Source organism: Streptomyces sp. PA03-5A, from assembly GCF_033792725.1.
GTDB lineage: Bacteria > Actinomycetota > Actinomycetes > Streptomycetales > Streptomycetaceae > Actinacidiphila.
The window spans coordinates 365,994-389,153 of the sequence record NZ_JARAVL010000001.1; the positions used below are offsets into that span (position 1 = coordinate 365,994).

The window sequence follows — 23,160 nt, forward strand, 5'->3', positions numbered from 1 at the left end:
CCCGATTCGGGAAACCGCGGGCGGACCCCCACGGGGGTCGGCTACAACTCCCCCATGTGGATGCTCTTCCTCCTCGTGGCCTGGGCCGCGGCGATCGCCTCCTGCACACGCCTGTGCAGGGCGGCGGTCGCCGCGGCCGATCTGCCTGACGGGGCCGCCGCACCGGCCGCCGACCATGCGCTCGGGCTCTACGAGATGGCCTTCCTGTCCGGCGGACCGCGCCGGGTCACCGAACTGGCGATGGTCACGATGGGGCGCGAACGGCGTCTGCTGCTCGCCAGGACGGGATGGGCGACCGTCGTCGACCCGGACGGCCGGGACGCCATCGAGCGCTCCCTGATCGCCGCCACCGGCCCCGAGGGTCAGGCCCCCGTCCCCGCGATACGCACGGCGCACGCGACCTCCGACGGGGTCCGCGCCCTGGCGCAGGGCCTCGCCGACGCGGGGCTCGCGGTGCCTCCCGCGGCCCGGGAGTCGATCTCCACCGGCATCCGCGAGGTCCGCGCGGCCTCCGCCCTCATCCTGGCCATGCTGGCCGCCGCGACGACCCTCAGCCCCGCTGGCCGGTCCCTGCTGCCGTGGTTCGCGCTCCCGCTGCTGGTCACCCTGGGCTGCCTGGCCATCGCGCGCTTCGAGATCCACCCCTACACCCACTGGGCCGCCCGCGCGGGCCGCGAGCTGCTGCGTGCCGTCGACGTCCCCGACGGCCCGGCCCCCGACGACCGCCGGCAGCTCCTCACCGCCGTCGCCGTCCGGGGCCCCTCCGCCCTCCCCGACCCCGCCCTCCGCGCCGCCCTGAGCTGACGCACCGCGCGGGGCCGGACCTCAGGCCAGACCCGCCACCAGATCCGCCACGGACTTAACGACCCGTGGCCCCTCCCCCACAGCCGCCCTCGCACCGCTCGGCCCCAAGGGGCCTCCCGGGCTTCGACCGGCCCGCCGGACTCCGCCCGGCACCCGCCACCCCGGAAAGCCCCCGCGCGGGGCCGGGCCTCAGGCCAGACCCGCCACCAGATCCGCCACCGACTTACGACGACCCGTGTAGAACGGCACCTCCTCGCGGACGTGCATACGCGCCTCCGAGGCCCGCAGATGACGCATCAGGTCCACGATGCGGTGCAGCTCGTCCGCCTCGAAGGCCAGGATCCACTCGTAGTCGCCCAGCGAGAACGACGCCACCGTGTTCGCCCGCACGTCCGGGTAGCCCCGCGCCATCTTGCCGTGGTCGGCCAGCATGCGGCGGCGGTCCTCGTCGGGGAGGAGGTACCAGTCGTAGGAGCGGACGAAGGGGTAGACGGAGACGTAGTCGCGGGCCGTCTCGTCGGCGAGGAAGGCGGGGATGTGGCTCTTGTTGAACTCCGCCGGGCGGTGCAGGGCCATGTTCGACCAGACGGGCTCCAGCAGGCGCCCCAGCATGGTGCGGCGGAAGCGGTTGTACGCGTCCTGGAGGGCGTCGGCGGTCTCGGAGTGCCACCAGATCATGACGTCCGCGTCGGCGCGCAGCCCGGACAGGTCGTACGTGCCGCGGACCGTGACGTCCTTCTCGGCGAGCTGCTCGAAGAGCTCCTCCACCTCCTCCGCGTAGCGGGTGCGGTCGTCGGGCAGGACGTCGCGCAGCCGGAACACCGACCAGAGGGTGTAGCGGATGACCTCGTTGAGGTCCTTGGCCTTCTTGCCGGCGTTGGGGGCCTTGGCGGGGGCGGCGGATGCAGTGGAGTCGGTCATGGGGCTATTGTCCCGCGTCCGGTTCCGCCGCCCGCCGCAGGGTGCCCAGGACCTGCGTGGCCGCGCCGCGCGCGCTCGCGACGCAGGCCGGGATGCCGACGCCCTCGTAGAGGGCGCCGCACACCTCGAGGCCGGGCAGCTTCGCGACGTGCTCGCGCAGCCGCGCGACCCGGGCCAGGTGGCCGACCGGATACTGCGGCAGGCCGCCGTCCCAGCGGGTGACACGGGCCGCGACCGGGGCCGCGGTGAGCCCGACGGCCTCGCCGAGGTCCTGGCGGGAGAGGCGGACGAGGTCGGTGTCGTCCCACGCGAGGTCGGCCTCCTGGCCGTGCCGGCCGATCGAGGTGCGCAGGACGTAGACGTCCGGGTCGGCGGCGCCGCTCCAGTGCCACTTCTGGGCGGAGAACGTGGACGCCTTGATGGTGCGCCCGTCCACCGGCGGGACGAGGAAGCCGCTGCCGGGCAGCGCGTGGGCGATCTCGCGGCGCCGGAAGGCCATGGTGACCAGGGCGACGCTGGCGTACTCCACCGTCGAGAGCTCGGCGGCGGCGCCCGGTGACTCGGCGGCCAGCAGCTTGGCGGCGGCCGGGGCCGGCACGGCGAGCACGACCGCGTCCGCGGACAGCGTCTCGCGGGTGCCGTCGTGGTCGAAGGCGACCTCCCAGCCGTCGGGGGTGCGGCGCAGCGTCCGCACCGGGGCGTCGGTCTCGATGCGGGCACCGGCGGCCCGGCAGGCCGTGGCGACGGCGACCGGCAGCCGCCCGACGCCTCCGCGGATGCCGGCGAAGACGGGGCCGTTCTGCCGCGCGGCGGCGGCCTTGCGCTGGCTCTCGCGGACGGCCTCGATCAGCGAGCGGCCGCCGCGCGCGCCCTCGTACAGCTGCGGGATGGCGGCGCGCAGCGAGATCTCGTACGCGTTGCCCGCGTACACCCCGCCGAGCAGCGGTTCGACGAGCCGGTCGACGACCTCGTGGCCCAGCCGGGCGGCGACGTAGGCGCCCACCGCCACGTCCTCGCCCACCTTGGTGCGGGGCAGGACGTGGTCGAGCGGCAGCCGCGCGAGGCCGGCCGCCGAGAGCACCCCGGACGCGGCGAGCGCGCCGAGGTCGCCGGGGACGCCCATGACGCCGCCCTTGGGCATGGGGCGCAGCCGGCCGCGCGTCCACAGGCCCGCGTTCGTCGTGGCGGGCGCCTCCAGGTCGTCGCCGAGGCCGACGGCGCGGGCCAGGTCGACCGCCTCGGGACGGCGCGCCAGGATCGACTCGGCGCCCAGGTCGACCGGGACGCCCGCGATCTCGTCCGCGTACAGCTTCCCGCCCAGGCGCCCGGAGGACTCCAGCACGGTCACCCGTGCCACGCCGTCCTCCAGCAGGAAATGCGCCGCGGCGAGTCCGGAGACCCCGCCGCCCACGACCACCACATGCCCGGCCCGGGGCTGCGTATTGCTCATGGCTCCACTGTCTCAGACGCCGGAACGAGCCCTAACCGTGACCTCTTCGGGATCACGGACCCGAAACCCGCCCCGCGCCCCTCGCGTCGAATCGGCAACAGACGCAACGACCCCGGGGGGACGCCCTGTGAGCACGTCAACCACCACCGCCCGCAGACCACTTGCCGCCGTCCTCGGCGCCCTGGCACTGGCCGCCGCCCTCACGCTCACCGGCTGCGGCGCCGACAGCACCGACAGCAGTTCCAGCGAGGCGGGCGGCAAGGCGGGCGCCGCCGCACCCGACCTGGCCGAGCGTCCCGGCGCGCAGACCGCGGCCACCGGGGCGGACGGCGACGCGAAGAACGCCACCGGCAAGGGGTCCGGCACCGGGGCGGGAAGGACCCCGACCCTGGCGCAGTCCTACATCGTGCGCACGGCGACGCTGACGGTCGAGGCCAAGAACGTCTCCGGCGCCGTGGCCAAGGCGCGCACGCTCGTGGAGGGGACGGGCGGCTACGTCGGCAACGAGAGCACCAGCCTGGACGACGACGGCCGCGAGTACTCCACCATCACCCTCCGCGTGCCGCCGGACGGCTACGACCGGGTGCTGCGCGACCTGTCGGAGCTGGGCACGCTGCGCAACCGCAAGGTGGACGCCCAGGACGTCACCGGCCAGGTCGTGGACGTCGAGAGCCGGCTCAAGACGCAGCGGGCGAGCGTGGCGCGGGTACGGGAGCTGATGGACCGGGCGACGAGGCTCAGCGACATCGTCTCCCTGGAGAGCGAACTCAGCTCCCGCCAGGCCGACCTGGAGTCGCTGGAGGCCCAGCAGGCTTCGCTCAAGGAGCGGACCGGGATGGCGACGATCACGCTGGAGGTGCAGGAGCCGGCCGTCAAGGAGGCGCCGGAGAAGGAGGACGACGGCTTCTGGGCCACCGTGGGCAGCGCCTTCGGCAGCGGCTGGCACGCCTTCTACCTGACCCTGCGGGCCCTCCTGGTCGCCCTCGCCGTGCTGGCCCCGTTCGCGGCGCTGGCCCTCCTCGGCTACCTGGGCTTCCGGCTGCTGCGCCGGGTGCTGCCCGCCCGGCGCCCCGTCGCCGCGCCCCCGCAGCCGGTGACCGTGCCCGCGCCGATCGGTGCGGGCGACGGCGGGGCACAGCCGCGGGAGTAGCGGCGGACCCCGGTGTCCCCGCGCCGGGCGGCGCGGGGACACCGCCGTCAGCGGGCCGTCTCGGTGTGGACGAAGTCCACGAGACGGGTCAGGGCGTCGGGGTCCGTGGTGGGCAGGACGCCGTGGCCCAGGTTGAAGATGTGGCCCGGGGCGGCTCCGGCCGAGTACAGGACCTCGCGGGTCTTCTTCTCCACCGCCTCGCGCGGGGCGAAGAGCACCGCGGGGTCCAGGTTGCCCTGGAGCGCCTTGCCGGGGCCGACCCTGCGGGCGGCCTCGTCCAGCGGGACGCGCCAGTCCACACCGACCACGTCCGCGCCGGCCTCGCCCATGAGCCCGAGCAGCTCGCCGGTGCCGACGCCGAAGTGGATGCGGGGCACGCCGTAGTCCGCGACGGCCCGGAAGACCTTGACGGAGGCGGGCATGACGTAGCGCCGGTAGTCCTCGGGGGCGAGCGCGCCGACCCAGGAGTCGAAGAGCTGCACCGCGCTGGCGCCGGCCTCGATCTGCACCTTCAGGAAGGCCGAGGTGATGTCCGCGAGGCGGTCCAGGAGCTCCGCCCACAGCTCGGGCTCTCCGTACATGAGGGCCTTGGTGCGCTCGTGGTTGCGCGACGGACCGCCCTCGACGAGGTAGCTCGCCAGGGTGAAGGGCGCGCCCGCGAAGCCGATCAGCGGCGTCGTGCCGAGTTCACCCGTGAGCATGCCGATCGCCTCGGTGACGTACTTGACGTCGTCCGGGTCGAGCGGCCGCAGGCGCTGCAGGTCCTCCCTGGTGCGGATGGGCTGCTCGACGACCGGGCCGACGCCCGGCTTGATGTCGAGGTCGAGCCCGATGGCCTTGAGCGGCACCACGATGTCGCTGAAGTAGATCGCCGCGTCGACCTTGTGCCGCCGTACGGGCTGCAGCGTGATCTCGGTGACGAGGTCGGGCCGCATGCACGACTCGAGCATGGGGATGCCCTCGCGCAGCTTGAGGTACTCGGGGAGGGAGCGCCCGGCCTGGCGCATGAACCACACGGGGGTGTGCGGCACGGGCCGGCGCCGGCACGCCAGGATGAAGGGGGAAGCAGCGGTCTGCTGGTGCGCACTCACCCCCGAATCTTCGCATGCGCCAAGTGGGCGACCCGCCCGACCGGGTGTCCTCCCTCACTGCGGGCCCCCTTCGGCCTACGCTTCCGGGCATGGCAGCGGCTCATGGGCACCTCTCGGACGGGAACGACGCCCCCCTCCCGTTCCAGCACGCGGTCGACGCACTGCTGCGCGCCCGGGTACGGCACGAGGTGGAGCTCGATCCGGTGCCCCCGCCCAAGCGCCTGGCACCGCACGCGTACGCCCTGGAGGCGGCGGTCGTCGTCGACGACGAGGAGATCGGGGACGGGCGCCTGGTGCTGCTCTACGACCCCGACGGGCAGGAGGGCTGGCACGGCGCCTTCCGGCTGGTCACCCTCGTCCGGGCGGAGCTGGAGCCGGAGATCGCGGCGGACCCGCTGCTGCCCGAGGTCAGCTGGTCGTGGCTGACCGGTGCCCTGGAGGGCCGCGGCGCGGCCTTCACCGCGGCGGGCGGCACGGTCTCGCGCAGCTCCTCGCACCACTTCGGCGCCCTGGCCGGGCGGGAGGACTCCACCCGCATCGAGATCCGGGCCTCGTGGACGCCGCTCGCCGTGAATGGCGGCGTACCGGACATGGCCACCCACCTGGCGGCCTGGTGCGACCTGGTGTGCACCTGCGCGGGGCTGCCGCCGGCGCCCTCGGACCCCTCCTGCCCCCAGCCGGGCGGCGGCCCCTCGGTGGTGCCGCTGCCGAAGCGGCGCGGTCCGCAGCAGACGCGCTGAGGGCCGCCGCGCCCGCGCTGACCATTCGCTTTACCGCCGTCAACAAGGTCTGACACCCGGTGACCGCGATCTTCACACCTTCGATCGACCCTGGTCGACAGCGCGTCCGAATTGCCGGAATTGTTACTAAACAAGTCGTGATCATTCTCTAAAGCCGGGCGAAGTTGCTGCCGAAGGAACCTGTGACCCTTCCCGCCAATGTCCCAGGAGGCCCGGTGTCGGTTCTTCTCGAGCACCCCACAAGCCTGGTCGCCTACCGCCCCAACAAGCCGACGGCGATGGTGGTGGTCGCCGATCCCCGCGTACGTTCCACCGTCACGCGCCACTTGTGGGCGCTCGGAGTACGCGACGTGATCGAGGCGTCCTCCATCGCCGAGGCAAGGCCCCGGGTGGGCACCCCCCGAGACATCTGCGTCGCCGACGTACACCTCCCCGACGGCTCCGGGCTGACCCTGCTCGCCGAGACCCGGGCGGCGGGCTGGCCCAACGGCCTGGCCCTGTCCGCCGCCGACGACATCGGAGCCGTGCGCAACGCCCTCGCGGGCGGTGTGAAGGGCTACGTCGTCACCGGCACCCGCACCAACCTCGGCATCCCGGGCCGCCCCGGCGCCGTACCCCTCGGCCCGGCCGGCCAGCGGCTGCAGCGCCGCCCACCGGGTGCCCCCGGCCACGGCGGCGGCTACCGCGAACTGTCCGGCCGCGAGGTGGAGGTGCTGCGGCTGGTCGCGGAGGGCCAGTCGAACAAGGCGATCGGCGTCTCCATGGGGCTGTCGGCGCTGACCGTGAAGAGCCACCTGGCCCGGATCGCCCGCAAGCTGGGCACCGGTGACCGCGCGGGCATGGTCGCGGTAGCGCTGCGTACCGGCATCATCCACTGATCGAAGTCATATCCCGCGTGCGCCCGCCGACGGAACGTTCCGTCGGCGGGCGGCTGCTGTACACAGATACTCTTGACTGGTGACCGACGCCCGAGAGACCGCAACAGAAGCACCCCCGGCGCCGGTCCCGCTGCTGGACCCGCGCGAGGGAATCCCGCCGGTGACCGCCAGCCCGGAGGCCTTCGCCGACATCGTCGCGGCTTTCGCCGCGGGCTCCGGACCTGTCGCCGTCGACGCCGAGCGCGCATCCGGCTACCGCTACGGTCAGCGGGCCTATCTGGTCCAGCTGCGCCGCACCGGGGCAGGGACCGCGCTGATCGACCCCGTCGCCTGTCCGGACCTGTCGGCGCTGAGCGCCGCGCTCGACGGCACGGAATGGGTGCTGCACGCCGCCACGCAGGACCTGCCGTGCCTCGACGAGGCCGGCATGCGGCCCGCCCGGCTGTTCGACACCGAGCTGGCCGGCCGCCTCGCCGGGTTCGCCCGGGTCGGGCTCGGCGCGATGGTGGAGAACGTCCTCGGGTACGCCCTGGAGAAGGGCCACTCCGCCGTCGACTGGTCGACCCGGCCGCTCCCCGAACCGTGGCTGCGGTACGCCGCGCTCGACGTCGAGCTCCTGGTCGACCTGCGCGACGCGCTGGAGGAGGAACTGCGCGCCCAGGGCAAGCTGGAGTGGGCACTGCAGGAGTTCGCGGCCATCGCCGCGGCCCCGCCGCCCCCGCCCCGCGTCGACCCCTGGCGCCGCACCTCCGGCATGCACAAGGTGCGCCGGCGCCGTCAGATGGCGGTCGTGCGGGAACTGTGGAACCTCCGGGACCGGCTCGCCCGCGAACGGGACGTCTCCCCCGGCCGGGTCCTCACCGACGCCGCGATCGTCACCGCCTCGCTGGAGGCCACCCCCAACGCGCACGCGCTGGCCGCGCTCCCGGGGTTCGGGCATCGCATGGGGCGGCGCCAGCTGGAGCAGTGGCAGGCCGCGATCGACCACGCCCGCAGCATCCCCGAGCGCGACCTCCCGCAGCCCGGCCCCGCCTACACCGGCCCCCCGCCCCCGCGCGCCTGGGCCGACAAGGACCCGGCCGCCGCGGCCCGGCTCTCCGCGGCCCGCGCGGCGGTCTCGGCACTGGCGGAGCAGCTGAACCTCCCCCAGGAGAACCTCATCACCCCGGACACCGTCCGCCGCCTGTGCTGGGCGCCCCCGCGGGACCGCAGCCCCGAGTCGGTGTCGGCCTTCCTCCAGGACGCCGGCGCGCGCCCCTGGCAGGTCGAGCTCACCACGCCCATCCTCACGGCGGCGCTCGCGGCAACGCCGGCGGTGTGACCCAGGGGGTGCCCCTCGCGGCCCGTCGTCGTGTGCGGCACCGTTGTGGTTGCGCTTTGGGGTTTCCCCACCCTCCCGCCCTCCCCCAGCCTTCGGCTGGGGGAGGGCGGGAGGGTGGGGAGAAACCCCACGGAAAGCAGGAACGGCCGCACGCGGGAACCCGGGGGGAGACCGAACGTGTGACCCCGCACACCCGCACTGTGCACATCGGTTACCCGCGAGTAGCATGTACGGCGGAGCCGCCGTCTTCTGCCCGCGGCAAGCGAACCCGCATCTTGAGGAGAGCCAACGTGCCTCGTACCGCTAGGGACGTCGTCTTCGTCGACGGCGTCCGCACCCCGTTCGGCAAGGCGGGCCCGAAGGGCATCTACCACGAGACCCGTGCCGACGACCTGGTCATCAAGTCCATCCGGGAGCTGCTGCGGCGCAACCCCGCGCTCTCCCCGGAGCTCATCGACGAGGTCGCCATCGCCGCGACCACCCAGATCGGCGACCAGGGCCTGACCCTGGGCCGTACGGCCGCGATCCTGGCGGGACTGCCCAAGTCGGTGCCCGGTTTCTCCATCGACCGCATGTGCGCGGGCGCGATGACCGCGGTCACCAGCGTCGCCGGGGGCATCGCCTTCGGCGCGTACGACGTGGCGCTCGCGGGCGGCGTGGAGCACATGGGCCGGCACCCGATGGGCGAGGGCGTGGACCCCAACCCGCGCTTCGTGTCGGAGAAGCTGGTCGACGAGTCCGCGCTGTTCATGGGCATGACGGCGGAGAACCTGCACGACCGCTTCCCGCACCTCACCAAGCAGCGCGCCGACGAATACGCGGTGCGCAGCCAGGAGAAGGCGGCGAAGGCGTACGCGAACGGCAAGATCCAGCAGGACCTGGTGCCGATCTCGGTGCGCCGCACCTCCCCCGAGGGCGGCGAGACCGGCTGGGGCCTGGCCACGGCCGACGAGCCGATGCGCCCGGGCACCACGCTGGAGAACCTGGCGGGCCTCAAGACCCCGTTCCGCGCCCACGGCAACGTGACGGCGGGCAACTCGGCGGGTCTGAACGACGGTGCCACCGCCTCCCTGATCGCCGCCGAGGACGTCGCCCGGGAGCTGGAGCTCCCGGTGAAGATGCGTCTGGTCTCCTACGCCTTCGTGGGCGTCGAGCCCGAGGTGATGGGCATCGGCCCGGTCCCGGCGACGGAGAAGGCACTCGCCAAGGCGGGCCTGTCGATCTCCGACATCGGCCTGTTCGAGGTCAACGAGGCGTTCGCCGTGCAGGTGCTGTCGTTCCTCGACCACTACGGCATCGCCGACGACGACGCGCGCGTCAACCAGTACGGTGGCGCCATCGCGTTCGGCCACCCGCTCGCTTCCTCCGGCGTCCGTCTGATGACGCAGCTGGCCCGCCAGTTCGAGGAGCAGCCGCACGTCCGCTACGGCCTGACCACCATGTGCGTCGGCTTCGGCATGGGCGGCACCGTGATCTGGGAGAACCCGCACTTCGACGGAGGCAGCAAGTGACCACCACCGCCGAGCTCCTCAAGGGAGCGGCCGAGCTGTTCCCGGACGAGGTCGTGACGCAGGCGCAGGTGCGCCACCTCGACCTCCCCCAGGGCGCCGGGCGTTTCGCGCTCATCACCCTGGACAACGGCCTGGACCACACCAAGCCGACCACCTTCGGACCGCAGTCGCTGGCGAACCTGAGCGCCGCCCTCGACCAGGTCGAGAAGGAGGCCGCGGACGGCGGGATCGCCGGTGTCGGCATCACCGGCAAGCCGTTCATCTTCGCGGTCGGCGCCGACCTGAAGGGCGTCGAGCTGCTGAAGCGGCGTGAGGACGCGCTGGCGATCGGCAAGGGCGGCCACGACGTCTTCCGCCGTCTGCAGTCCCTCGCGGTCCCGACCTTCGCGTACTACAACGGCGCGGCCATGGGCGGCGGCGTCGAGGTCGGCCTGCACTGCAGCTACCGCACCGTCTCCTCGGCCATCCCGGCGTTCTCCCTCCCCGAGGTCTTCCTGGGCCTGGTCCCGGGCTGGGGCGGCTGCGCGCTGCTGCCGAACCTCATCGGCGCCGAGCGCGCGGTGAGCGTCATCATCGAGAACTCGCTCAACCAGAACAAGCAGCTGAAGGGTGGTCAGGTCTACGACCTGGGCATCGCCGACGCGCTGTTCGACGGTGCGGACTTCCTGGAGCAGTCGCTGTCCTGGACGGCCGCCGTCCTCAAGGGCGAGATCCAGGTCGTCCGCCCCGAGGTGGACCGCGGCGCGGCGTGGGACGAGGCCGTCGCCAAGGGCCGCGCCTTCGCCGACTCCAAGGTGCACGGCGCCGCCCCGGCCGCGTACCGCGCGCTGGACATCATCGCCGCCGCCAAGGACGGAGACCTGTCCGCCGGCTTCGACGCCGAGGACGAGGCCCTCGCGGACCTCATCATGGGCGGCGAGCTGCGCTCCGGCATCTACGCCTTCAACCTGGTGCAGAAGCGCGGCAAGCGCCCGGCCGGTGCCCCGGACAAGAACCTGGCCCGTCCGGTCACCAAGGTGGGCGTCGTCGGCGCCGGTCTGATGGCCTCGCAGCTGGCGCTGCTCTTCGCACGCCGCCTGGAGGTGCCGGTGGTCCTCACCGACATCGACCAGGAGCGCGTGGACAAGGGCGTCGGCTACGTCCACGGCGAGATCGACAAGCTGCTGCTCAAGGGCCGGGTCAACCAGGACAAGGCGAACCGCCTCAAGGGCCTGGTGTCCGGCTCCCTCGACAAGGCCGCCGCCTTCGGCGACGCGGACTTCGTCATCGAGGCGGTCTTCGAGGAGATCGGCGTCAAGCAGCAGGTGTTCGCCGAGGTCGAGGCGGTGGTGAAGCCGGAGACGATCCTCGCCACCAACACCTCCTCCCTCTCGGTCTCCGAGATGGCCTCGAAGCTGAAGCACCCCGAGCGGGTCGTCGGCTTCCACTTCTTCAACCCGGTCGCGGTGCTGCCACTGCTGGAGATCGTGCGCGGCGAGCAGACCGACGACGCGTCGCTGGCCACCGCGTTCGCCGTGGCGAAGAAGCTGAAGAAGACCGCAGTGCTGACCAAGGACGCCCCGGCGTTCGTCGTCAACCGCATCCTCACCCGCTTCATGGGCGAGATCCAGAACGTCATCGACGAGGGCACCCCAGTGGAGACGGCGGAGAAGGCCATCGAGCCGCTCGGCCTGCCGATGTCCCCGCTGGTGCTGCTGGAGCTGGTCGGCCCGGCGATCGGTCTGCACGTCTCTGAGACGCTCAACCGCGCCTTCCCGGACCGCTTCACGGTCTCCCCGAACCTCGCGGCCGTCGTCAAGGCGGGCAAGCGCGGCTTCTACGTCTACTCCGCCGAGAACGGCTTCAAGCCGGAGCTGGACCCCGAGGTCGCCGCGCTCCTGATGCAGGGCGACAGCGTCCTGACGCAGGAGCAGGTGCGCGCCCGCGTCCTGGACGCCGTCGCACAGGAGATCGGGATCATGCTGGAGGAGGGCGTCGTCGCCGAGGCGCAGGACATCGACCTGTGCCTGATCACCGGTGCCGGCTGGCCCTTCCACCTGGGCGGCATCACGCCGTACCTGGACCGTGAGGGCGTCTCGGAGCGGGTGAACGGCAAGCCGTTCCTGGCCCCGGGCGTGGCCTCCGTCCCGGCGTAACTCCGGCTGCGTACGCGGAAGGGGCCCCCGCCGTCCGGCGGGGGCCCCTTCCGCGTGCGCGGCTCAGGAGGCCTGCGCGCCGCCGTCGGGGACGTGCGCGGTGCAGTAGGCGACCGTCAGGTCCCGTACGAGGGCCTTGCGTTCGTAGTCGTCGAGGTCGACCAGGCCGCGCTCGAGCAGGCCCCGTACGGTCTCGCCGACGGCGGTGAGGGCGTCGTCGAGGGCGGCCCGGCGGTGGCGGGCGTCGAGCGCCGCCAGCTGGGCGCGGCGCATGGCGGAGGCCACGGCGGGGGCGTAGTCGACGCGGACGGGCTGGGCGGAGAACACCTCGACGCCGACGGGCCGCAGGTCCTGGACGATGATCCGGGTGAGGTCGTCCGCGAGGCGGTCGGTGGCGCGGAGCGTGGGACCGGGGCCGTGGAAGTCGTCGGCGGGCAGCCGCGACACGCAGCGGACGACCGCGGCCTCGACCTGTTCGCGCAGGTAGCGGACGTGGTCGTGGACGCCGAAGGCGGCCCGCGCGGTGTCGCGGACCCGCCACACCACCAGGACCGTGATCTGCAGCGGGGTGCCGCCCGCGTCGGTGGCCTCGATGGGGCTGCTGCGCCAGTGGCGCAGGCTGGTGTCGACACGGCGGCGGACGAGCAGCGGGCTGATCCACAGCAGTCCGGTGCGGCGGACGGTGCCGTGGTAGGCGCCGTGCCGGGTGAGCATCCACACGGAGCCGGGTCGGCCCCGGGCGAGGCCCAGCGCGGTCAGAGCGGTGAGCGCCACGAGGACGGCCACGGCGCCGCCGCGGACGGCGGGGGAGGTCCCGATGGGGCCGAGCAACAGCGCTGCCGTGCCTCCGGCCGCCGCCAGGGCCGTGAGCACGGCGAGGCCGCCGGGAAGGCAGCGTCCCGGACGCTCGGCGATCTCGGGCAGCGGCACCACGCCGGCCTGGCCGGGGGTGCCGTAGGCAATGGGGGCCTGGGCGGGGACGGGACGTTCGGCCCGGCTCCCCTGGGGGGTGATCGTCATGAGAAGAGCCGCCTCCACGTCTCGGGACCCGGGTAGCCGTCCGCCTGGCTGCCCGACCAGCCCTGGGACCGCTGGAAGGCCTCCACCGCGCGCCGGTCGGCCTCGCCCCAGCGCGGGCCGGGCCCCTTCGCGTAGAACCGGCCGAAGCCCTTGACGGCCAGCCGCCGTCCCAGCGCGAGCACGTGCGGGCCCGACTGGCCGGGCCGGAAGCCCCCGATGCCCGGGTAGGCCGGCCTGGCCAGGTGGGCCGTTCGGGCCGGGGGCGCCGTCGGGCGGCCGCCGCCGACGTCGGCCCCGGCGCCCTCGGTCAGGTAACGCCACGTCAGGGGGCCCGGGAAGCCGTCGGCCTGGTCGCCCTTCCAGCCCTGGGCGCGCTGGAAGGCGCGGGTGGCCTCGCGGTCGGCGTCGCTCCAGCGGGGTCCCGGACCGTCGTGGTAGAACGCGCCCGCGCCCCGCTGCCGCAGCATCCGGCCGAGCCGGGTGACGTAGCCGTTGGAGGCGCCGGGGCCGAAGGACACGCTCCCCGGGTAGCCGGAGGCCAGGTCGCCGAGGTCGAGGTCCCCGTACAGGTCGTCGTAGAAGTCGTCGTAGCCCTCGTCGCTCAGGTACTTGTAGCGGTAGGGGACGTAGCGCTTGGAATGGTCCCAGTAGGCGTACGGGGTCGTGCGCACCCGGGCGCGCGGCCGGGTCTCCTCGTAGGCCACGTAGCGGTTGTGCGCGGCGTTCGCCCAGCCCCCGAAGATCGTGACGTGGGAGCCGTCGACGGGGTCGCGGGGGTTGTGGAAGAGCAGGATGTCGCCGGGTTCGAGATCACTGCGGCCGATCCGTTCCGCGAAGCGCGGCAGCGTGCCGGTCCACTGGCTGCTGCCCAGGCCCCAGGCCATGGAGACGAATCCGGAGCAGTCCTGCCGGTAGCCGTCCCGCCAGCGGCGGCGCATGTCGTACGGGACACGGGCGTCGACCCAGCGCTGGGCCCGCTCCAGGATCTGGTCGCGGGTCAGCCGGAGCGGGGCCACGGCGCCGATCCGGTCGGGCTGCGCCTGCTCGGTCAGGCCGGTGGACGCGGCCTGGCCGGCGTCCTCCGCGGGGGCCGCCACGGCGGCGGGCGCCATGACGGCCGCGCCCGCCGTGGCCAGGAGGACCAGCGCGGCGGGAGCGGCGACCGGTGGCGCGCACGGGGGCGTGGCGCGGGTCGCCGCCCGGATCAGCCGCCGCCGTGCGCAGTCCTCACAGACGCAGCCCGGCTGCGGCCCGACCTCGTCGAACACCGGTGTGGACATGCGCACCACCACTCCTCGCGATCGAGTGCCACATGCCCTTATTACCCGATTTCCACATAAATCTGATGGAATGACAGCGGGTGATGTGGTCAGCCTGTCGCGGTGGTGCTCTTCACGACCTCGGCAACGGCCTTGTCGACCAGCTGCGTCAGTCCCTCGGGAGTGAGCCCTGACGCGCCGCCCGAAGGATCGGTGACGGTCTCGCCGTTCACCTGTACGACCGGCGCGGAGGTGAACCCGGCCGCGGCGAACTCCTCCTGGGAGCGCCGCACCCACCCGTCGTGGTCCCCGCCCTGGACGCATGGGACGAAGTGCGTCTCGTCCACGTCGCCGGCCTTCTTGGCCAGGCCCTTCAGAAAGGTGTCACTGGTGAACGGGTCGTCCGAGGCGTCGGCGGGCTGGGCGTCCCACACCTGCGCGACGAACTCCTGGAACCGGCCCACGTCCTGGGCGCACGCGGCCGCGTTGGCGGCGGCCAGGGAGCCGGTGCCACCGTCCGCGGTGTCGGTCGGCGTCACCAGGCGGTAGTCGATCCCCACCTGGCCGGTGGCGACCAGCTTCGCGAGGGTGTCCCCGTACTCGGCGGCGAAGGCCTTCGACTCCGGGCTGCGCAGGTCCTCGTACACGGTCAGCGTCACCGGCAGCTTGGTCGGCTTGACCGGCACCGCCAGCTGTTCCTCGCCCGAGGCACCGGCCGGTGCCTTGACCTCGTGCTGCTTCTCACTGCGCACATGCGCCCCGAGGACGGCCGAACCCCCGAACACCACGCCCAGGACGATCACCGTCCCGGCGTAGGACCGCCAGCGCTTGGACTTCGTCTGCTTCACCGGGACTTTCTACCACCGCGTACGAACACGCCCCGTGGGAGGGTACGGCCTCCGCCCCGTGCACCTGTCCTGCCGGCCGGTCACCGGGCAGGACGACCGGCCCCGGCCCGGTTGTGACAGGGTGGGCCGGTGAACGGTGGGACAGCGCCCCTGGTCGTGGTCGACGCCGCCAACACCGTGGGGTCCGTCCCCGACGGGTGGTGGCGGGACCGGCACGGGGCGACGGAGCGCCTGCGGGACGCCCTCGCCGGGCTGGCCGCTACCGGGCTCCCGGAACGGGCGGACGTGCCGGAATGGGCCCGGCGGGCGCCGCTCGACGTCGTGCTCGTCGTGGAGGGCGCGGCCCGGGGGGTGGCACCCGTGCCGGGGGTACGGGTCGAGGCGGCGCCCGGCAGCGGTGACGACCTCATCGCCGAACTCGTCGCGGCCCGTCCGCCGGAACTGCCGTGCCTGGTCGTGACGGCCGACCGCGAGCTGCGCCGCCGCGTGACCGCCCGCGGCGCGGCCGTCGCGGGGCCGCGGTCGGTGCGTCCCTGACTACCGGCCGGGCGGCCGGGCGTACAGCACCGCGCCGTCGGCGGTGGCGACGCGCTCGTAGCCGCCCCCGTCGAGCAGGCGGCGCAGACCGGGCACGTGCGCCGCGCCGTAGGGGGCGCCCCGCGAGTCGTCGACCACGACGGCCGGCGGCGCGGCGGAGAACTCCCGGCGGAAGGCCGCCCAGGCGCCCGGTACGGCGTACTCCTCGCCGACCCGGGCCCCGCCGCGGCCACCGCTGAAGTTGGTGAGGAATCCCGCGGTGAGGAACCGGCCGGCCGGTGCGCGCCCGGAGAGCCAGTACTGCTCCGGGTGCATGCCCCACACCAGGACGGTCCCGTCCGCGCCGGTGTGGGCGCGGATCGCGGCGGCGACGGTCCGGGCGTGGTCGAGTTCGGCGCGCGGTGCAGCGAAGCCCCAGCCGGTGAACACGGCCGCCGCCAGCACCGTCCAGACCGCGGCGGCCCTTCGGGCCGGACCGCGCGCGGGCAGCCGGCGCAGCGCGGCCACCCCGACGAGCGTGAGCGGGGGCAGCAGTTGCAGGTAGTAGTGACCGTAGAACTGGAAGCCCGCCACGACGGCGACGGCGGCCGCGCCGAGCCAGATCCACAGCTCGGCTCCGGCGCCGGCCCTCCGGCGCACGGCGAGCCAGACGGCCGGCAGCACCACCCCCGCCCCGGCCGCCGTGATGATCGCGGCGTTGCCGAGCCCCCGCCCGGCCGCGAGCAGCCAGGCTCCCTCGGGCGAGATGTAGGCCCCAGAGCCGGTGACCGTCCAGAAGACGAAGCGCCCCGCACCGGTCACCAGGGCCACGGCCACGACGGGCAGCGCGCACCCCGCCGTCAGCCGGGCCCACGCTCCGGCGGACACGGAGACGGACCCGGCCGCACTCCCCCGCCGGGCCCGCCACAGCATCCAGAGCACCGGGAGGAGCACCACCGCGCCGGTCTGCTTGGTCAGCGCCGCCCCGGCCACCGCCACCCCGGCCGCGCCCCAGCGCCCGCGGTCGGCCAACAGCACGGCGGCGACCGTCCACGGCAGGGTGAAGACCTCGAAGGAGGCCGCCTGTGTGTCCTCGGGCGCCAGCCCCACCGACAGCAGCAGGTAGCCGAACCCGGCGGCCGCGCCCCACCGGTCGCCCCAGCGCCGCCGGGCGATGGCGACGAGCAGCGCCGCGGTCACCACGTGCGCGACGACGGCCGCCGCCCGCAGGGGCCGGAGCGAGCCGTCGCCGAAGAGCGCGAACGCCCCCTCGTAGAGCCACGGCAGCAGCGGGGGCTTGCGGTCCACGACGGTGTCGTAGAGGACGCCTCCGGAGGCGAGCACGCGTGCCTGGGTCGCGAGGAACCCCTCGTCGGGGTTCCAGACGGGACGTACGAAGGAGGGCAGATGGACCAGCGCCGCCACCAGCGTCAGCAGCGGGAGCAGCACGGGCCACGAGAACCGGGTGAACGGCGAGGGCGCCCGGGACGGGGCGCCGTCCGCCCGCCGGTCCGGGAGCGCGGGCGCGGCGGCGCGGGCGGTCTCGGGGCGGGTCGGCACGCGCCCAAGGTACCGGGCGCCCTCCGGGTGCGTCAGCTCACCTCTGCCGGGACGGTGTGCGGACCCGGCTGTGCCGGTAGCCGTAGAGGAAGTAGACGAGGAAGCCGAGGGCCATCCAGATGGCGAACCGCAGCCAGGTCTCGGCGGGGAGGTTGAGCATCAGCCACAGCGTGGCGAGCACCGACACCGCGGGCAGCCACGGCACCAGCGGGGTACGGAAGGCACGCGGCAGGTCGGGGCGGGTACGGCGCAGCACCACGACGCCGATGGCGACGACGATGAACGCGAAGAGGGTGCCGATGTTCACCAGCTCGGCCAGTTCCTCGATGGTCGTGAAGCCCGCGACGATCGCCACGATGCCGCCGAGCAGGATCGTCGAGCGGTAGGGCGTGCCCCGGGTGGGGTGCACCCGGGAGAAGAAGCGCGGCAGCAGCCCGTCGCGGCTCATCGCGAAGAAGACCCGGCTCTGCCCGAGCAGCAGGATCATGCAGACCGTCGTCAGGCCCACCACCGCGCCGAAGGCGATCAGCCCGGCCCAGAAGGGGTGGCCCACCGCCTTGAAGGCGTCGGCCAGCGGCGCGTCCACCGTCAGCCGGGTGTAGTGCTGCATGCCGGTGACGACGATGGAGACGGCGACGTAGAGCACGGTGCAGATGATCAGCGAGCCGAGGATGCCGCGCGGCACGTCCCGCTGCGGGTTCCTGGTCTCCTCGGCGGCGGTGGCGACGATGTCGAAGCCGATGTACGCGAAGAAGACCACAGCCGCCGCGGTGAAGATGCCCATGACGCCGAACTGGGACGGCGTGAAGCCCGAGATCAGCTGGATGAGCGGGGCCTTGATGCCTGCCTGCGCCCCCTCGGACGGCACGGCGGGCGGGACGAACGGGGTGTAGTTGTGGGCCTTGATGAAGAACGCGCCCACGATGATGACGATCAGCACCACGGTGACCTTGATGGCGACCACCACGGAGGTGACCCGGGCCGACAGCTTCATCCCGGCGACCAGGACGGCGGTGAGCACGGCCACCAGCAAGAAGGCCAGCAGGTCGAAGTGGAAGCCGCTCTGTTCGCCGCCGGACAGCACGGACGGCAGGTGCCAGCCCCAGTTGTCCATGATCGAGCGCAGGTAACCGGACCATCCGACGGCGACCACGGCGCAGCCCAGCGCCAGTTCCAGCACGAGGTCCCAGCCGATGATCCAGGCGGGCAGTTCGCCGAGGGTGGCGAAGGAGAAGGTGTACGCGGATCCGGCCACCGGCACCGTGGAGGCGAACTCCGCGTAGCACAGGGCGGCGAGCGCGCACACGACGCCCGCGGCGACGAAGGACAGCGCGACGGCCGGGCCCGCGTTCTCCTTCGCCACCTTGCCCGTGAGGACGAAGATGCCGGTGCCGATGACGACGCCGACGCCGAAGACCGTGAGGTCGAGGGCGGACAGCGACTTCTTGAGCGCGTGCTCGGGCTCCTGGGTGTCCCGCAGGGAGTCCTCGACCGATTTGGTACGGAAGAAACCGCTCCGACCCTTCGCAGCGTTACCGCCCACGTCCACCGGCGCACCTCCACAGTTGTTCCTGCATCACAGCACCCGCAGATGCTTGTGACCGGATCTGGCGCGCCTACACATCAACAGAAGGGCCGGGCGATCACCCATTGGGGTGTCGCCCGGCCCGGTGGTGCCAAGGACGGGGAGCGGCCGTCAGTCGCCCGCGACCTGGGGCGCGGGCTCGTCGGCGTAGCGGCCCCCGAGCCGGCTGACGAGGCCGGTCACCTGGCGCGCGACGTCCGGGGCGGTCAGCCCGATCTCGGCCATGACCTCCTTGCGGCTGGCGTGGTCGAGGAACTCCTGCGGGATGCCGAAGTCACGCAGCGGCACGTCCACGCCGGCGTCGCGCAGCGCCTGGGCGACGGCGGAGCCGACACCGCCGACGCGCCCGTTGTCCTCGACGGTGACGACGACCCGGTGGCCGGCCGCGAGACCGGGCAGGGCCGGGTCGACGGGCACGACCCAGCGGGGGTCGACGACGGTGGTGGTGATGCCCTGGGCGTCGAGCAGGTCGGCGATCTCCAGGCACATCGGGGCGAGCGCGCCGACGGAGACCAGCAGCACGTCCGGCTTGGCGTCCTCGCCCTGGGGCTCGGCCCGACGCAGCACGTCCATGCCGCCGACCGTGCCGACGGCCTTGACCGCCGGGCCGACCGCGCCCTTGGAGTAGCGGACCACGGTCGGGGCGTCCGGTACCTCGACGGCCTCGCGGAGCTGGGCGCGCACCTGGTCGGCGTCGCGCGGGGCGGCGATCCGCACGCCCGGGACGACCTGCAGGATCGACATGTCCCACATGCCGTTGTGCGAGGCGCCGTCGGTGCCGGTGATGCCGGCCCGGTCCAGCACGAAGGTGACGCCGCACTTGTGCAGCGCGACGTCCATCAGGACCTGGTCGAAGGCGCGGTTGAGGAAGGTCGCGTAGACGGCGACGACCGGGTGCAGGCCGCCGGTCGCCAGGCCCGCCGCGGACACCACCGCGTGCTGCTCGGCGATGCCGACGTCGTAGACGCGGTCGGGGAACGCCTTGGCGAACTTGTCCAGGCCCACGGGCTGGAGCATCGCGGCGGTGATGGCCACGATGTCCTTGCGCTCCCTGCCGAGCTTGACCATCTCCTCGCCGAAGACCGAGGTCCAGTCGGCGCCGGAGGCTGCGATCGGCAGGCCGGTGTCGGGGTGGATCTTGCCGACGGCGTGGAAGCGGTCGGCCTCGTCCTGCAGGGCGGGGGTGTAGCCGCGGCCCTTCTCCGTCAGGCAGTGGACGATGACCGGGCCGCCGAAGCGCTTGGCGCGCTGCAGCGCGGACTCCAGGGCGGCGACGTCGTGGCCGTCGATCGGGCCGACGTACTTCAGGCCCAGGTCCTCGAACATGCCCTGCGGGGCGATGAAGTCCTTGAAGCCCTTCTTGGCGCCGTGCAGGGTCTCGTACAGCGGCTGGCCGATGACCGGGGTGCGCTCCAGCAGTTCCTTGGTGCGGGTGAGGAAGCGCTCGTAGCCGTCGGTGGTGCGCAGCGTGGCGAGGTGGTTGGCGAGGCCGCCGATGGTCGGCGCGTAGGAGCGCTCGTTGTCGTTGACGACGATGACCAGCGGGCGGTCCTTGGCGGTGGCGATGTTGTTCAGCGCCTCCCAGGCCATGCCGCCGGTCAGCGCGCCGTCACCGATGACGGCGACGGTGTGGTCGCGCTTGCCCAGCTGCTCGTTGGCCTTGGCAAGGCCGTCGGCCCAGCCGAGCACCGTGGAGGCGTGGCTGTTCTCGATCACGTCGTGCTCGGACTCGGCGCGCGAGGGGTAGCCGGACAGGCCCCCCTTGCTCTTGAGCTTGGAGAAGTCCTGACGGCCGGTGAGCAGCTTGTGGACGTAGGACTGGTGCCCGGTGTCCCACAGCACCTTGTCCCGCGGCGAGTCGAAGACACGGTGGAGCGCGATGGTCAGTTCGACGACACCCAGGTTCGGCCCCAGGTGCCCGCCCGTCTTGGAGACCTCGTCGACCAGGAAGGTACGGATCTCGCCTGCCAGCTCGACCAGCTGCTCCGGGCTGAGCCGGTCGAGGTCGCGCGGTCCCTTGATACGGGTCAGCAGAGCCACCCGTGCCTCCTTGTTGTCGCTTTCCGGTTTCCCGAGTGTATGTGTTCGCGTTTTCAGCTCCGCACACACCCGTGCCCGGCGCTGGGATGATCTTCCCTGCGCCGGGCACGTCACGCCACTGGTGCGGTGCGGAACCTCAGCCGCGACCCGAGGCCTTCTGGCTCTTGCGGGACACCGAGTCGATGACCACGGCGGCGAGCAGCACCGCGGCGGTGATCATGTACTGGAGCGCGGTGTTCATGTTGAGCAGGTCCAGGCCGGTCTGGATGGACTGGATGACCAGCATGCCGAGCAGCGCGGACCAAACGTTTCCGCGGCCGCCGAAGAGGCTGGTGCCACCGATGACCGCGGCAGCGATGGCCAGCATCAGGGTGTTGCCGCCGCCGGCGCCCAGGGTCGCCGTGAAGGTCTGCGCGGCGAAGAACAGACCGCCGAGCGCCGCGAAGCCGCCGGAGATGGCGAACACCGAGATGCGGACCATGGCGACGTTGATGCCGGCGCGACGGGCGGCCTCGATGCCACCACCGACCGCGAACACCTTGCGGCCGTAGGAGGTACGCCGCAGCACGAAGTCCGTGACGACCAGGGCCGCCAGGAAGACCACCAGCGCGTTGGGCACGCCGCTCGCCTGGTTCAGGACGTACGCGGCGACGAAGGAGACGACCGCCAGGGCGCCCACGCGGAAGGCGATCTCGCCGGTGGGCCGGAACGGGACGCCGGCCGCACGACGCCGCCGCTGCTCGATCAGCGAGCCCGCCAGCATGGCCACGGTGCCGAGGCCGGCCAGCAGGTAGGCGCCGGAGATGTCCTGGTCCATGAAGAAGGAACGCTGGCCCAGGATGTGCAGCGGGCCGTCGTCCGGGATCGAGAGGCTTCCGCTGTCGCCGAGCAGCTGCAGCATCAGGCCGTTCCAGCCGAGGAAGCCGGCCAGGGTGACGACGAACGCGGGGACGCCGATCTTCGCGAAGAACCAGCCGTGCAGGGCACCGATGAGGATGCCGGTGACGATGGCCAGGATCATGGCCAGCCACGGGTTCATCCCGTGATTGGTCACGAAGATGGCGAAGACGGCGGAGGCCAGACCGCTGACCGAGCCGACCGACAGGTCGATCTCACCGAGCAGCAGCACGAAGACCAGACCAATGGCGAGCATGCCCGTGGCGGCCAGGAAGAAGCCGATGTTGGCCAGGTTGCCGGCACTCAGGAAGTTGCTCGACTGGGTCTGGAAGATGGTCCAGATGATGATCAGGCCGATGATGACCGGCAGCGAACCGAGCTCACCGCCGCGCACCTTGCGCTTGAACTCGGTGAGGTAGCCCTTGAGGCCCTCTTCACGCACGAGCAGCCGCGGGTCGACCACGGGCACCGCCGCCGAGGACGCGTCCTCGACCGACGCTGCCACCACGTCCTGCTTTACGGTCTTCGACGTGTCGCTCACTTTGCAGCCTCCGTGCGCCGCCCCTGACGGCGGGTCACGGCATTGTCCGTGGCACCGGTGATGGCGGAGATGATGTCTTCCTGGGACGTGCTCTTGACGTCGAAGACGCCGTTGTTGCGGCCGAGCCGCAGTACCGCCACCTTGTCGGCGACGGCCTTGACGTCGACCATGTTGTGGCTGATGAGGATGACGGCGAGGCCGCGCTCGCGCAGCCGCTCGACCAGGTCGAGCACCTGGGCGGTCTGCTCGACACCGAGGGCGGCGGTGGGCTCGTCGAGGATGACCAGCTTGGGGTCACCGATCAGGGCGCGCGCGATCGCGACGACCTGACGCTGACCACCGGAGAGGCTGGCGATCGGGATGCGGACGCTGGGGATGCGGATCGACAGCGTGCTGAGCAGCTCCCGGGACCGCTTCTCCATCATGACCTCGTCGATCACGCCGGCGCGCTTGATCTCGCTGCCGAGGTAGAGGTTGGCGACGACGTCGAGGTTGTCGCACAGCGCGAGGTCCTGGTAGACGGTGGCGACGCCCAAACCCTGGGCGTCGTGCGGCCGGTTGATGTTGACCGGCTTGCCTTCCCACTCGATGACGCCGTCATCGATGGGGTGCACACCGGCGATCGTCTTGACCAGGGTCGACTTCCCTGCGCCGTTGTCGCCTACGAGCGCGACGACTTCTCCGGCGTGAACCTCCAGGTCGACATCGGTGAGTGCCTGGACCGCACCGAATCGCTTGGAGACTCCGCGCAACGCCAGCACGGGCGTAGCGGACACGTGAACCATCTCCTTCGCCGCCTGACCGGCGGGGATGCCGCGCTTGGAGGGGCGCGGAGTTTTGTGCAAGCTGCACAGCTTTGCGTGAACTGGAACGGACTGTCTGTCCGGCGCCCG

At 72.8% G+C, this 23,160-nt stretch carries 19 protein-coding genes; 8 read left to right on the top strand and 11 right to left on the bottom strand.

The features are described 5' to 3' along the window. The first annotated feature begins 54 nt into the window (after positions 1 to 54). Complete coding sequence (locus PV410_RS01700; protein ID WP_500321811.1) at positions 55 to 804, top strand: TIGR04222 domain-containing membrane protein; 750 nt, start codon at positions 55 to 57, stop codon at positions 802 to 804. 189 nt (positions 805 to 993) lie between these two features. Here the strand turns inward: PV410_RS01700 and hemQ are convergent, their stop codons facing one another. Both hemQ and hemG read right to left on the bottom strand, forming a co-directional pair. Further along, positions 994 to 1,725 carry a hydrogen peroxide-dependent heme synthase gene (gene hemQ / locus PV410_RS01705; protein WP_499514598.1) on the bottom strand — a complete coding sequence of 244 codons (732 nt, stop codon included), beginning with the start codon at positions 1,723 to 1,725 and terminating at the stop codon, positions 994 to 996. 4 nt (positions 1,726 to 1,729) lie between these two features. Then, the gene (gene hemG / locus PV410_RS01710) at positions 1,730 to 3,175 is read right to left on the bottom strand and encodes a protoporphyrinogen oxidase (RefSeq protein WP_500321812.1); all 1,446 of its coding nucleotides are present in this window, start codon (positions 3,173 to 3,175) and stop codon (positions 1,730 to 1,732) included. Between the two features lie 127 nt (positions 3,176 to 3,302). Here hemG and PV410_RS01715 point away from each other — a divergent pair, with 127 nt between their 5' ends. Then, positions 3,303 to 4,325 carry a DUF4349 domain-containing protein gene (locus PV410_RS01715; protein ID WP_500321813.1) on the top strand — a complete coding sequence of 341 codons (1,023 nt, stop codon included), beginning with the start codon at positions 3,303 to 3,305 and terminating at the stop codon, positions 4,323 to 4,325. A gap of 47 nt (positions 4,326 to 4,372) precedes the next feature. Here PV410_RS01715 and hemE read toward each other — a convergent pair whose 3' ends face one another. Continuing rightward, complete coding sequence (gene hemE, locus PV410_RS01720; RefSeq protein WP_499514595.1) at positions 4,373 to 5,416, bottom strand: uroporphyrinogen decarboxylase; 1,044 nt, start codon at positions 5,414 to 5,416, stop codon at positions 4,373 to 4,375. An 89-nt stretch (positions 5,417 to 5,505) separates the two neighbouring features. Between hemE and PV410_RS01725 the strand changes: the two genes are divergently transcribed. The 5 genes from PV410_RS01725 to PV410_RS01745 all read left to right on the top strand — a co-directional run bounded on the left by PV410_RS01725 (position 5,506) and on the right by PV410_RS01745 (position 12,001). Continuing rightward, positions 5,506 to 6,156: a DUF3000 domain-containing protein gene (locus PV410_RS01725; RefSeq protein ID WP_500321814.1), complete on the top strand. Its 651-nt coding sequence runs from the start codon at positions 5,506 to 5,508 to the stop codon at positions 6,154 to 6,156. Between the two features lie 215 nt (positions 6,157 to 6,371). Beyond that, entirely contained in the window at positions 6,372 to 7,034 is a 663-nt protein-coding gene (locus PV410_RS01730) for a response regulator transcription factor (RefSeq protein ID WP_018563211.1), read from the top strand. 79 nt (positions 7,035 to 7,113) lie between these two features. Further along, the gene (locus PV410_RS01735; protein ID WP_500321815.1) at positions 7,114 to 8,355 is read left to right on the top strand and encodes an HRDC domain-containing protein; all 1,242 of its coding nucleotides are present in this window, start codon (positions 7,114 to 7,116) and stop codon (positions 8,353 to 8,355) included. A 290-nt stretch (positions 8,356 to 8,645) separates the two neighbouring features. Further along, positions 8,646 to 9,866 carry a thiolase family protein gene (locus tag PV410_RS01740; RefSeq protein WP_500321816.1) on the top strand — a complete coding sequence of 407 codons (1,221 nt, stop codon included), beginning with the start codon at positions 8,646 to 8,648 and terminating at the stop codon, positions 9,864 to 9,866. Further along, positions 9,863 to 12,001 (top strand): 3-hydroxyacyl-CoA dehydrogenase NAD-binding domain-containing protein, encoded by a 2,139-nt coding sequence (locus PV410_RS01745; RefSeq protein WP_500321817.1) that lies wholly within the window; start codon positions 9,863 to 9,865, stop codon positions 11,999 to 12,001. Before PV410_RS01740 ends, PV410_RS01745 begins: the two co-directional genes overlap by 4 nt. 63 nt (positions 12,002 to 12,064) lie before the next feature. On the opposite strand, the gene PV410_RS01750 is transcribed toward PV410_RS01745, so the two are convergent. The 3 genes from PV410_RS01750 to PV410_RS01760 all read right to left on the bottom strand — a co-directional run bounded on the left by PV410_RS01750 (position 12,065) and on the right by PV410_RS01760 (position 15,128). Then, positions 12,065 to 13,021 (bottom strand): SPFH domain-containing protein, encoded by a 957-nt coding sequence (locus PV410_RS01750; RefSeq protein WP_500321819.1) that lies wholly within the window; start codon positions 13,019 to 13,021, stop codon positions 12,065 to 12,067. Beyond that, a complete protein-coding gene (locus PV410_RS01755; RefSeq protein WP_500321820.1) occupies positions 13,018 to 14,301 on the bottom strand; it encodes a peptidoglycan-binding protein in 1,284 nt (427 codons plus the stop codon). The genes PV410_RS01750 and PV410_RS01755 overlap by 4 nt, the downstream gene beginning before the upstream one ends. Before the next feature lie 89 nt (positions 14,302 to 14,390). Then, entirely contained in the window at positions 14,391 to 15,128 is a 738-nt protein-coding gene (locus tag PV410_RS01760; protein ID WP_500321822.1) for a DsbA family protein, read from the bottom strand. Between the two features lie 129 nt (positions 15,129 to 15,257). Here PV410_RS01760 and PV410_RS01765 point away from each other — a divergent pair, with 129 nt between their 5' ends. Continuing rightward, positions 15,258 to 15,665, top strand: a complete 408-nt coding sequence (locus PV410_RS01765) for an NTP pyrophosphohydrolase (RefSeq protein ID WP_500321823.1) — start codon at positions 15,258 to 15,260, stop codon at positions 15,663 to 15,665. Here PV410_RS01765 and PV410_RS01770 read toward each other — a convergent pair whose 3' ends face one another. From PV410_RS01770 to PV410_RS01790, 5 genes are all read right to left on the bottom strand, one after another. Next, positions 15,666 to 17,204, bottom strand: a complete 1,539-nt coding sequence (locus tag PV410_RS01770; protein WP_500321824.1) for a glycosyltransferase family 39 protein — start codon at positions 17,202 to 17,204, stop codon at positions 15,666 to 15,668. It abuts the gene before it with no gap. Positions 17,205 to 17,241: 37 nt separating this feature from the next. Beyond that, positions 17,242 to 18,753 carry an amino acid permease gene (locus tag PV410_RS01775; protein WP_500321825.1) on the bottom strand — a complete coding sequence of 504 codons (1,512 nt, stop codon included), beginning with the start codon at positions 18,751 to 18,753 and terminating at the stop codon, positions 17,242 to 17,244. A gap of 147 nt (positions 18,754 to 18,900) precedes the next feature. After that, complete coding sequence (gene dxs / locus PV410_RS01780; protein ID WP_500321827.1) at positions 18,901 to 20,829, bottom strand: 1-deoxy-D-xylulose-5-phosphate synthase; 1,929 nt, start codon at positions 20,827 to 20,829, stop codon at positions 18,901 to 18,903. Positions 20,830 to 20,965: 136 nt separating this feature from the next. Beyond that, on the bottom strand, positions 20,966 to 22,267 hold the full coding sequence (locus tag PV410_RS01785) for a sugar ABC transporter permease (protein ID WP_500321828.1): 1,302 nt from the start codon (positions 22,265 to 22,267) through the stop codon (positions 20,966 to 20,968). Continuing rightward, entirely contained in the window at positions 22,264 to 23,052 is a 789-nt protein-coding gene (locus tag PV410_RS01790) for a sugar ABC transporter ATP-binding protein (RefSeq protein WP_499514582.1), read from the bottom strand. Before PV410_RS01790 ends, PV410_RS01785 begins: the two co-directional genes overlap by 4 nt. Positions 23,053 to 23,160: the final 108 nt, after the last annotated feature.